The 12,100-nt window shown below is 30.1% G+C and carries 10 protein-coding genes; 9 read left to right on the top strand and 1 reads right to left on the bottom strand.

The genetic code is table 11. The features are described 5' to 3' along the window. Positions 1-132: 132 nt before the first annotated feature. The 5 genes from J2Z35_RS14025 (at position 133) to J2Z35_RS14005 (ending at position 5,804) form a co-directional block, all read left to right on the top strand. Positions 133-1,458: a DUF2812 domain-containing protein gene (locus J2Z35_RS14025; RefSeq protein ID WP_209662028.1), complete on the top strand. Its 1,326-nt coding sequence runs from the start codon at positions 133-135 to the stop codon at positions 1,456-1,458. A 122-nt stretch (positions 1,459-1,580) separates the two neighbouring features. Beyond that, positions 1,581-2,156 carry a DNA-deoxyinosine glycosylase gene (locus J2Z35_RS14020; protein WP_245330926.1) on the top strand — a complete coding sequence of 192 codons (576 nt, stop codon included), beginning with the start codon at positions 1,581-1,583 and terminating at the stop codon, positions 2,154-2,156. A gap of 183 nt (positions 2,157-2,339) precedes the next feature. Continuing rightward, on the top strand, positions 2,340-3,626 hold the full coding sequence (locus J2Z35_RS14015; protein WP_209662027.1) for an adenylosuccinate synthase: 1,287 nt from the start codon (positions 2,340-2,342) through the stop codon (positions 3,624-3,626). A gap of 74 nt (positions 3,627-3,700) precedes the next feature. Next, positions 3,701-5,131 (top strand): adenylosuccinate lyase, encoded by a 1,431-nt coding sequence (purB, locus tag J2Z35_RS14010; RefSeq protein ID WP_209662026.1) that lies wholly within the window; start codon positions 3,701-3,703, stop codon positions 5,129-5,131. A gap of 166 nt (positions 5,132-5,297) precedes the next feature. Further along, positions 5,298-5,804: a P-loop NTPase family protein gene (locus tag J2Z35_RS14005; RefSeq protein WP_209662025.1), complete on the top strand. Its 507-nt coding sequence runs from the start codon at positions 5,298-5,300 to the stop codon at positions 5,802-5,804. Positions 5,805-5,886: 82 nt separating this feature from the next. Here J2Z35_RS14005 and J2Z35_RS14000 read toward each other — a convergent pair whose 3' ends face one another. Next, positions 5,887-6,768: a response regulator gene (locus tag J2Z35_RS14000; RefSeq protein WP_209662024.1), complete on the bottom strand. Its 882-nt coding sequence runs from the start codon at positions 6,766-6,768 to the stop codon at positions 5,887-5,889. Between the two features lie 249 nt (positions 6,769-7,017). Between J2Z35_RS14000 and J2Z35_RS13995 the strand changes: the two genes are divergently transcribed. The 4 genes from J2Z35_RS13995 to J2Z35_RS13980 all read left to right on the top strand — a co-directional run bounded on the left by J2Z35_RS13995 (position 7,018) and on the right by J2Z35_RS13980 (position 12,006). Beyond that, on the top strand, positions 7,018-8,016 hold the full coding sequence (locus J2Z35_RS13995) for a LacI family DNA-binding transcriptional regulator (protein ID WP_209662023.1): 999 nt from the start codon (positions 7,018-7,020) through the stop codon (positions 8,014-8,016). 71 nt (positions 8,017-8,087) lie between these two features. Beyond that, on the top strand, positions 8,088-9,461 hold the full coding sequence (locus J2Z35_RS13990; protein ID WP_209662022.1) for a PTS transporter subunit EIIC: 1,374 nt from the start codon (positions 8,088-8,090) through the stop codon (positions 9,459-9,461). Between the two features lie 69 nt (positions 9,462-9,530). Beyond that, positions 9,531-10,511, top strand: coding sequence for a carbohydrate kinase family protein (locus tag J2Z35_RS13985; protein WP_209662021.1), 981 nt, complete (start codon positions 9,531-9,533; stop codon positions 10,509-10,511). Positions 10,512-10,554: 43 nt separating this feature from the next. After that, positions 10,555-12,006 (top strand): glycoside hydrolase family 32 protein, encoded by a 1,452-nt coding sequence (locus J2Z35_RS13980; RefSeq protein ID WP_209662020.1) that lies wholly within the window; start codon positions 10,555-10,557, stop codon positions 12,004-12,006. The last annotated feature ends 94 nt before the right edge of the window (positions 12,007-12,100 follow it).

Raw genomic sequence — 12,100 nt, 5'->3', positions numbered from 1 at the left:
ATTTTCACCTAATAGGTGTAAAAGGCTACGCCTTTGTAAAGCTTACGCTTAAATGGTTTTAAAGATTTTAAAAGAAATGTATGAATAATTCAGGTGAATTTTAATTAAAAATCTCGAAAAGGGAGAGATTTGATGAAAAAAAAGAGAATTTATTGGGGTTTTTATTCACTTGACTATAAGTCTACTGAAGAATATTTAGAGCAAATGGCTTTAAAAGGGTGGATGCTAGAAAAAATTGGGAAGACTATAGCAACATTTAAAAAAATTGAGCCTCAAAGTTTGAGATATCATGTTGATATTTTTGAAGGAGGAGGTCCATTTAAGTCAGAAAACAGTATAGAAGCAAAAGAATATAGAAAAAAATTTGAAAATAAAGGATGGAATTATATTACTTCTCAAGATTATCTTCAATTTTTTTACTCTATTGATGGAAGTAAAGAAGCAATTAAAACAGAAGATAAATTAGAAAAACAAAAAATAGAATCAAAACTATGGAATATGGAGATAATAAATTTAATTTTTGTAGGAGCAATATCCATTTATGTACTTTCAAAACTATTTCCTATTTCACTAACCACCTTAGTAACTTCGCTCGGACTGGCAGTCACTTTTTTATTTCTTTTAGTCTTTTTATCCTTTTTTATTTCTTTTATCTATGGGATAACTAGAATATATCAGAATAAAAAAGATGTTAATGAAGGACGTTGCATTGAAATACCAACACTTGAAAATGCAAAAAAGAGAAGATTTTGGTTTAATATAGTGCCATGGTCTGTTGCTATAATTTTTTTCATTAGTGCTATTTTAGATAGCTACTTTATGCTTGATACAGTATTACTCGCATTTTTGCCTGTTTTTTCGGGGAAGACTATTGGATTTGTTCTAAGATACTTCATTAAAAAATCAAAAAATGATAATAGTATTATATATATAAGTATAGCTATTTTATTAATAGGAATCACAGTAGTTGCAATTCACAATTTTACTCCGGAACAGCAAATAGCTTCTATTGATGTAGATTATAAAGCAGATAGATATCCTTTTGTTACATTAAACGAATTTACTGATGAAAAAGATGAAGCTACAACAAAAGAATTTAACCATAGTATGAGCTTTATAGTTCCAAAACATTATAAATATAAAGAAATAAGTGAATCAGATGCAATAAACATTAGATATTATGAGGCTTTAAACCCTTATTTTGCAGAAGTTGTTTTTAAAACTTCTGTAGAGGATATAAAAAGGGGGATAAGATGGAGAGGAACATATTTGTTTAGCAGAGATGTAAGAGAAGATAATGAGAAAAAAGAGTTTTGGAATGCTGATAATTTGGCATATGAGGAACAATTTAATGAATTGATTCTTCGTAAAGAGGATAAAGTGGTTCATATTTCGGGGAGTATAGACTTTGACGACAAAGAAGCAAAAGAAATAATCAATAATATTTTTTTTATGTGAATTAAAATATAATTGTTAAATAGTCTGATAGGAATAGCCTATAGACTTATGCACATTGCATAGTCTACAGGCTATATTTTATTAGAAAATAATATAAATATAAAAGATATTATTTAGAAAATATGGAAATAAATATATATAAAGAATTATTTAAAAATGTAAAGAACTTTAAATTAGCGATGAGGAGTAGGCTTATGAAAGAATTAATATCATTTGAACCAATTGTAGATAAAAATTCTAAAATACTTATTTTAGGATCAATGCCTGGTAAGATGTCTTTAAATAAAGTTGAATACTATGGAAATCCAAGAAATCATTTTTGGAAAATAATTTTTGATTTGTTTGATGCGGACTTTGAGCATCATTATGATAAAAAAATTGAATTTATAAAAAATAAAGGTATTGCTCTTTGGGATGTAATAGAAAAATGTGAAAGAGAAGGAAGTCTTGACGTGAATATAAAGAACGAAAAATCAAATGATATAACATCCCTTTTGGAGAAGAATCCAAATATAAAAGCTATTGCTTTTAACGGTGGAAAAGCTTTTGATAGTTTTAGGAAGTCAATCGGTTTCAATAAATTTCCTAATCTAGATTATATAAAATTACCATCTACAAGTCCAATTCCGGGAAAGAATATAAGAACATATGAGGAAAAGCTTAAAGTATGGGAAGTTATAAAGAAATATCTAAACTAAAGGTATATCAAATAAAAAATACGGAACTATTTGTGTAGGTATATAATTAACTTATGGGCAATATATCGAATAATTATGATTAGAAATATATTAATGTTCGATAAAATGTTGACGCTAAAAATATGCTTTGATAACATGAGTATATGTTATTTTTATTTATTTAGAATTCTAAGGAGGAACTTTATGTCAGCATTTGTTGTATTAGGAGCTCAGTGGGGAGATGAAGGCAAGGGTAAAATGACGGATTTCCTTGCTGAAAAAGTAGATGTAGTAGTCAGATTTCAAGGTGGAAACAATGCAGGACATACAGTTGTTGTGGGCGAGAGTGAGTACAAGCTTCACTTAGTGCCATCAGGGATTTTATACGATGGAAAATTAAATATACTAGGAAATGGTGTAGTCATAGATCCAAAATCTCTTTTTGAAGAGATAGGTTATTTAGAAAAATTAGGTATCAAAGTATCACCAGAGAATTTAATGGTAAGCGATAGAGCTCAGGTTATAATGCCATATCATAGGATATTAGATGCCTTAAAAGAAGAATCAAGAGGGAAAAATGATATTGGAACTACTAAAAAAGGTATTGGGCCATGTTACACAGATAAAGTTGAAAGATGTGGAATAAGAATTTGCGATTTAATAAATCAAAAGGTATTTAGTGAAAAACTAAAAGAAAACTTGGATGATAAAAATGAGATACTTACTAAATTGTATGAAAAAATGCCTTTGAATTTTCAAGAAATATATAATGAGTATTTGACTTATGCTGAAAAATTAAGACCGTTTGTTAAAGACATTTCAGTAGAAGTTTTCAATCAAATCAAAAACGATAAAAAAGTACTCTTTGAAGGTGCTCAAGGAATGCTCCTTGATATAGATTATGGCACTTATCCATTTGTTACATCTTCAAATACTATAGCCGGAGGAGTATGTACAGGAGCAGGTATTGGCCCAACTTTAATGACTGGAGCTGTAGGCGTTGCAAAAGCTTATACAACTAGAGTTGGAAAAGGTCCATTTCCAACTGAGTTAAATGATCAGACTGGTGACTGGATAAGAGAAAAAGGTGGAGAATTTGGAGTTACAACAGGTAGAGCAAGAAGATGCGGATGGCTTGACCTTGTAATTTTAAAAACATCTGCTAGAGTATCAGGTCTTACAGGTCTTGTAGTTACAAAAATAGACACTTTAGCAGGACTAGAAAAAATTCAGGTATGCGTTGGATATGAATTTGAAGGAAAAGTGATAGATTATTTCCCAGCAAGTTTAAGTGATTTAGAAAAATGTAAACCTGTTTACGAGGAATTCGAGGGTTGGGGAGAAGAAGTAGCTAATGCAAGAAGTTATGATGAACTTCCTGAAAACGCAAAAAAATATTTAGAACGAATAGAGAAATTTACTGGAGTCGAGATTTCGATTGTTTCAGTAGGACCAAAAAGAGATCAAACTATAGTTGTCCATGAAATATAGATTTTTATGCTCAGTGAGAAATAATATAAATCTTATTAAAACTTGATTTCAATAACATTTCATACGGAGGAAATATGAGAGAATTATATAACACACCTTTAAATAGTAGATATGCATCAAAAGAAATGTCTTATTTATTTTCAGAAGATATGAAATTCAAGACATGGAGAAAACTGTGGGTTGCCCTTGCGGAAGGGGAAAAAGAATTAGGTATAAATATCACTGATGAGCAAATACAAGAACTTAAATCGAATATTGATAATATAAACTATGAAGTGGCGCAGATGAAGGAAAAAGAAGTAAGGCATGACGTGATGAGTCATGTATATGCATATGGTGTTCAGTGTCCAAAAGCTAAAGGGATAATTCATCTTGGAGCAACTAGCTGCTATGTAGGAGATAATACTGATCTTATTATTATGAAAAATGCTTTGTTAATCATAAGAAAAAAAATCATAAATGCAATTAGCAAGCTATCAAAATTTGCAATTGATTATAAGAATCTCCCTGCTCTTGGATTCACTCATTTTCAACCTGCTCAGCTTACTACTGTTGGAAAAAGAGCCACTCTTTGGATACAAGATTTGGTAATAGATTTAGAAAAGCTAGATTTTATAATTGATACCCTAAAACTTAGAGGAGTAAAGGGAACTACTGGAACACAAGCAAGCTTTATGGAGCTTTTTAATCAGGATGAGAAAAAAATAAAATTATTAGATAAGATTGTAAGTGAAAAGATGGGTTTTAAAGAAAGTTACAAAGTAACTGGGCAAACTTATTCGAGAAAAATAGATTCAATAATTCTAAATACACTTTCTGAAATAGCACAAAGCGCATATAAATTTAGTAATGATTTGAGACTTTTACAAGGAATAAAGGAAATGGAAGAGCCTTTTGAAAAAAATCAAATAGGTTCATCTGCTATGGCTTATAAAAGAAACCCTATGAGAACAGAAAGAATGGGATCTTTAGCTAGATTTGTTATTGTTACTTCATTGAATCCAGCTATCACAGCTTCTACTCAGTGGTTTGAAAGAACTTTGGATGACTCGGCAAATAAAAGACTTTCAGTTCCTGAGGCTTTTTTAGCATTGGATGGAGTATTGGATTTGTATCTAAACGTATCAAGCAACCTTGTGGTATACGAAAAAGTCATATCATCACATGTTGAGGAAGAACTTCCTTTTATGGCTACAGAAAATATTCTGATGGAAGCTGTAAAAAGGGGAGGAGACAGACAAGAATTACATGAGCATATCAGAATTCATTCTATGGAATCTGCAAAAAAGGTTAAAGAAGAAGGTTTATCAAACGATTTGATCGATAGGATAGCTTCTAATGAAATTTTTCAAATGACCAAAGAAGAACTATCTTCTATTTTAGATGCAAAGAATTTTATAGGGAGAGCGCCCGGACAAGTAGATGAATTTTTAAATGAGATTGTGAATCCGATTTTAGAAAAAAATCAAGATAGTTTAGGAATCAAATCAGAAGTTAGAGTATAAGATACATTAAAAACAGCTTTGATATAAAAAATCAAGGCTGTTTTTGATGTGGAATTTATTTTAGATATATAGATTAGATGTATAAGAACTATGATTTATTACAAAACAATTAAAAAAGAAAACAAGATTTATCATAGAAGTGATACAATTGCTACGGAGGGTAAAAATGTATAAAAAAATTATTGTTATTGGATCACCAGGTAGCGGAAAAAGTTATTTTTCTAAAAGTTTAAGTCTCAAAACAGGAACAAAGCTTTATCATATGGATAATATTTTTTGGAAATCTGACAAAACTACTATTGGAAATGAAAAACTTATTGAAGAACTTGATAAGATATTAAAAAACGATGAGTGGATAATAGATGGAAACTATATCTCTACAATGGAAAATCGCCTCAAGGATTGTGACACAGTATTTTTTCTGGATTATACTTTAAATAAGTGCTTGGAAGGGATAGAAAGTAGAATAGGCAAAGAAAGAGATGATATGCCGTGGATAGAAGAAAAACTAGATAATGAATTTGTTGACTTTGTTAAAAATTTCCATATAGAAACTAAACCTATGATTTATGAATTACTCAAAAAATATAAGGAAAAGAAAATTATTATTTTCTCGACTAGAGAAGAGTCTGAAGATTTTTTGAAATCTTTACAGATTGAAATTTTTTTATAATTGTAATGAAAAGTGCACCCATAGTCAAATATTGCCTATGGGTGCCTAAGAAGCTTGTTGTATTAATAAATATTGTTTTAGATTAAAAGTAAGGATTTGTTTGAATCAATTGTTTATCACTTTTTGAAAAGCCTACATATAAGGTCATTTCACCAAACTCACTAAAGATTTTTGTCGTATATGAATCGCTTCCTGTTTGCGATATATGAAGAGAGTTTCCGTAAAAAATAGTTGGAGGAGATAATCTTAAGCCCAGTACACTGTTTTTTCTATTCAATACTGAACATCCATTTCCAGCTATTATATTTGTAAGTTCAGATACTACATTGATTATTTCATCCATCCCTTTATTTTCTCTATTAAAAATAGTGTCTGTGATTTTAGAGGCAGTTTCCATAGACATATCTATGATTAATCTCCCTGGAAAACTTCCGATTATGCCAATAACACAAGAAACACCTCTAGAAGCTTCTGATTTACTATTCTTACTATCTTCTCCAAATGTAACTATTGTTTTAGTCATTTTATTTATTCCATCAGCAAAAGCTTCTTTAAATATATTAAACTGAGTATTTTGAAGCTCTTCATAGATTTTATCAGAATCAATTAACTTTTTAATAATATTTAGCAGCTCTTCTTCATCAATTGGTTTCTGGATATATCCTGATACTTTTAAAGCATAGGCATTTTTGAGAAGCTCTTTGTCTTTAAGAGAACTGATAATAATAACTTTTATATTTTTGTCTATATCACGTAATAGTTCAGTACACTCTAGTCCATTAGTTCCAGGAAGAGTCATATCCATAGTTACAAAATTCGGTTTAGAATCAATTACATTTTGTAGCATTTCAGTTTTATTAGTAGCCGTTGAAACAACATCATAACCATTATCTTCTAGAATAGATTTAATTACAGCTATTGAAAACGGAGAATCATCAACAATCATAAATTTAGCTTTATCCATTAAAATCACCTTTCTTTAGTGACTAATTATCTACATATTAAATTAACATATTTTAACTTGGAATGTAAGATTAAATCATAGTACTATAGTTAATTATATTCGACAAATAATTTTTTTATCCTTCTATTTCTAAAGGGTTTAGCATAGTTTAAAGCTAAAAACAAATTTTAAATAAATATTTTATTATTTATTGACAACAAGAATATATTATTATATTATATATGAAAACGATTACATATGGGAGAAAATATGAGAATAAAAGATATTGCCCAGTTAGCAGGAGTTTCTGTAGCAACAGTATCCAGAGTAATCAATAATTCTGGATATGTAAAAAATGAAAAAAGAGAAGCTGTAATGAAGGTAATAAAAGAGGTTAATTATACACCCAATGAAATTGCTAAATCCCTAAAAATACAAAAAACTAATATTATAGGGGTTATAGTACCGAAAATAAGCACAGAGACAGCGAGTAAAGTTGTAGATGGGATTACAGTTATTTCTAAAGAAAACAATTATCATCTTCTTATTGCAAATACAAATCTTCAAATGGAAGAAGAATTGAATTATATGAAGATTTTTACCAGTAATCTTGTAGATGGAATTATTATAATGGCTACAATTATAAGTGATGAACATCTTAAAATAGCAAAAAGTATAGATAAGCCAATAGTTTTCATAGGTCAAAAAGTTGAAGGATTCACAAGTATTGTTCATGACGATTATAATGCTGCAAAAGCTATGGTAAATTACCTTATAAAACAAGGCCATGAAAAAATTGGATTCATAGGTGTCACAGAAAAAGATATTGCAGTTGGAAAACTTAGAAAACAAGCATTTTTAGATGCTCTAAAAGAAAACAATCTCAAAGTAGATGAAAATATAGTTGAGATAGGTGATTTTTCTCTTGAATCTGGATATAAGGCAATGGGGAAAATATTAAAGAATGGAAAACCTTCTGCTGTAATGTCCGTTACAGATCAGATGGCATTTGGAGCAATAAACTGCATCAAGGATAATAACATGTCTGTTCCAGAAGATATATCCATAACTGGAATAGGTGATAGCAAAATGTCTAGATATTTCATACCTTCTTTATCGACAGTGCACTACAATCATGAAGAAGTGGGGAGAATAGCATGTAATAATTTAATAAATTTAATAAATACCAAAAATAATAATGTGCAAAATATAACTTTAAGTTTTGATATCAAGATAAGAAACACTGTAAAATCAATAAGGGAATCCTGATAAATAGAATTTCCTTTATTTTTATAAATTTTATGTAATCGATTACACATTTAAAATTGGAGGTATGAGAAATGAAGCATAGTCAAACGATTAAAGAACTTTTAGAAGTAGTTGGAGGAAAAGAAAATATTAAAAATTTTGAGAATTGTGCAACCAGACTTAGAGTAATTTTAAAAGACGACTCCCTAGTTGATAAAGAAAAAGCAGAAAGTATTCATGGAGCAAAAGGTTATTTTTTTAATACAGGACAGCACCAATTTATTTTCGGGACTGGAAAGGTAAATGAAATCAATAATGAATTAAGTGAAGAACTAAATTTTGAGGGTAAAGAGTTTAAGGAAGATATATATTCAAATATGAATTTAGGACAAAAGCTAGTAAGAACATTAGCAGATATTTTAGTTCCTTTAATTCCAGCACTTGTAACAACTGGACTTCTCATGGGAATAAGGGGATTACTTATGGAGCTAGGAGTGGAGTTTTCATCAACTGGGTTAACATTATTTCAAATGCTAACAGATACAGCATTTGCTTTTTTACCAGTTCTTATAGCATATAGTGCTACTAAAAAATTCGGAGGAAACCCAATAATAGGTATAGTTGTGGGTCTTATGATGGTGGCACCTCAACTTCCTAATGCATGGGCAGTGGCAGGTGGTAATTCAGAGCCTCTATTTATCAATTTACTTGGAATGTCAATTCCAGTAGTGGGATATCAGGGTTCAGTTATACCAGCTATATTTGCGGGATATTTAGTATCAAAAACCGAAAAAAAATTACGTAATTTTGTGCCACAAATTATAGATCTTATAATTACACCTTTTATAACGATTACATTTACAATATTCCTTATGCTTATAGTATTTGGCCCTTTACTGAATCAATTAGAAAAAGGGGTTATAGAATTTATTCTACTTGTAATTGAAGCTCCATTAGGAATAGGATATATGACATTTGCAGCACTTCAACAGCTCTTAGTGGTTACAGGACTTCATCACTCACTTGGAATGATTGAACTTCAATTGCTCTCTGAGACTGGAACTAATATATTAAATCCCTTAATGTCAGCTAGTATGGCTGGACAGTTTGGAGCTGCAATTGCAGCTACGCTTCTTATGAAAAATAAAGTAAAAAGAGCTAATTCTATTTCTTCAAGTTCATCCACTCTATTTGGAATCACAGAACCTCTGCTTTTTGGAGTTACGCTTAGAAACATAAGAGTTTTTGTATCTGGAATGATAGGAGGAGCAGCTGGCGGACTTGCAACGTATATACTTGGACTTAAAGCTACGGGGATGGGTATCACGTTTATTCCAGGACTTTTATTATACACAAGTAGTTTAGCAAGCATGATTCAATATTTAATAGTCATATCAATTTCATTTATAGTAGCTTTTATATTAGTGAGAGCACAAGGAAAAAAGATAGCAGAGGAAATTAATTAAGCTCTACGATAAATAGAGGTGAAAATATTTGTTAGAGATAAAATCAAAGTATAAGGAAGTGAATTTAAATTGAAAAACAGAGTATATACTATAGGTGAAGCTCTTATTGATTTTATACCTAATGAGATTGGAGTTTCACTAAAAGATGTAGTAGGATTCAAACGTGTAATGGGAGGAGCTCCTTCTAATGTAGCGATAGCAGTCTCTAAGCTTAAAGGAAATAGTACTTTTATTTCAAAAGTAGGAGAAGATGCATTTGGATCATATATAATAGATAAGCTAAAAGAGTTCAAAGTAGATACAAGCTGGGTTTATAAAACAAATAAAGCTAAGACAGGACTTGCTTTTGTATCTCTCAAAGATGACGGACAAAGGGATTTTTCTTTTTATAGAAATCCCAGTGCGGACATGTTATTGAGTGAAGAGGAAGTAGAAGATATCAATTTAAAGCAAGGAGATATCCTTCATTTTTGTTCTGTAGATTTAATAGATGCTCCTGTAAAAAAAGCACATAAAAGGTTAATTGAGAAAGCTTTAAAAACTAAAACGTTAATTAGCTTTGACCCTAATGTAAGACTTCCTTTATGGGAATCTAGCAAAAGCTGCCTAGATGCAATTAGAGAGTTTGTGCCTTATGCTCATATCTTAAAAATATCGGATGAAGAGCTAAACTTCATTACTGGAATAGAAGATAATGAACAAGCTATTAAAAGTCTTTTTATTGGTAATGTTGAGTGGGTTATATATACTCTTGGTTCAAAGGGATCATTAATAGTAACAAAAGATAATAAAAGATTCGAATTTCCAGGATTTGATGTTAATGCATGCGATACTACAGGAGCAGGAGATGCATTTGTTGGAGCTTTACTCTTTAAATTGTTGGCAAAATCTATGAATATATTAAGTTTGAAAAATATAATAGAAGAGGATTTAAAAGAAATTTTCAGATTTTGCAATGCTTATGCAGCCCTTACAACGACAAAAAATGGAGCAGTTGATGCTATGCATACTATGGAAGAAACCATTGAATTTATGGAAAATTTAAGTTAAATAATAAAAATTAGAAAGTTTTTAGATATCAAGGAGAGTTATAATGAATGTTTTGCAAAAAGAATTAAAAATAAGCGTTGAAAATGCATTAAATTTGAGCCTAGAAAAAGTGAATTCAGATACTTGGAGACTTAAATATCATGTCATGCCTCCAATTGGATGGTTAAATGACCCAAACGGAGTTTGCGAATTTAAAGGTAAGTATCACCTCTTTTATCAGTATTCACCACTTAATGCTGAGGGAGGATTAAAATACTGGGGACATGTAGTTTCAGACGATATGGTTAATTTTGAAGATAAAGGGATAAAGCTCTACCCGGATTCGCCTCAAGATATTCATGGAGTATATTCAGGAAGTGCTTTTGTAAATGAAGATAAAATTCATTTTTTCTACACTGGGAATGTCAAAATGACAGGTGATTATGATTATATCAATGATGGAAGAGAACAAAATACGATATATGCGATAAGTGAAGATGGGGATCAAATAACGAATAAAAAAAATGTTATACCGAGCAATCAATATCCTGAAGGTTTTAGCACTCATATAAGAGATCCTAAAGTTTTTTCAAAAAACAATATTTATTATATGGTTTTAGGGGCAAGAGATATTAATAACAAAGGACAAATCATACTATATCAGTCTTATGATTTAGAAAATTGGGATTTCAAAAGTATTTTTGCAGGGCCATATGAAAACTTAGGATACATGTGGGAATGCCCTGACTTTTTTAGCCTTGATGAAAAAGAGATATTACTCATCTCCCCTCAAGGATTAAAACCAGATGGCTATAAATACAACAATATCTATCAATCAGGATATTTTATTGGAGAATCAGATTTTTCAGTGGGAAGTTTTAATCCAGAAACGGATTTTTTGGAACTTGACTGTGGATTTGATTTTTATGCACCTCAAACTTTTTGTGACAGTAAAGGAAGAAGAATTATGTGGGCATGGATGGGGCTTCCTGATATAGAGAGTGAATATTCAAATCCAACTATAAAATATGGATGGCAACATGCTATGACAATTCCTAGAGAACTTTTAATAATGAATAATAAATTAATACAAAAACCACTACAAGAATATAAAAAACTTCGAAAAGAACTTTCTGAATACAAAATACAAGTATATGGAAGAACTAAGCAAGAAGAATTGTATGGTGATATATATGAAATGATTTTAGAATTTCAAGAGATTAAAAATGAAATTAAAATTCATTTAAGAGAAGATACTTTAATATTATTTGATAATAAATCAAAAACAATATCTCTTAATCACGGCAAATCAGGATACGGCAGAACAGTAAGAAAAACAAAAATAGAAAGTCTTAAAAATATTCAAATATTTTCAGATTCATCTTCTTTAGAAATTTTTATAAATGAAGGTGAGAAAGTCTTTACAACAAGAATTTACCCCCAAGAAAATCAAAAGAGAATATCATTTGATGGGCAAGCAAATATAACTGTAAGAAAATGGGATCTAAGTAAATAAACCTGAATTATTCATACACTTCTTTTAAAATCTTTAAAAGCATTTAAGCGTAAGCTTTACAAAGGCGTAGCCTTTTACACCTATTAGGTGAAAA

This window comes from Acetoanaerobium pronyense, from assembly GCF_017874355.1.
GTDB classification, from domain to species: Bacteria; Bacillota; Clostridia; order Peptostreptococcales; family Filifactoraceae; genus Acetoanaerobium; species Acetoanaerobium pronyense.
Note: the sequence above shows the minus strand (reverse complement) of the source record. Positions and strands in the feature narration are given on the sequence as shown.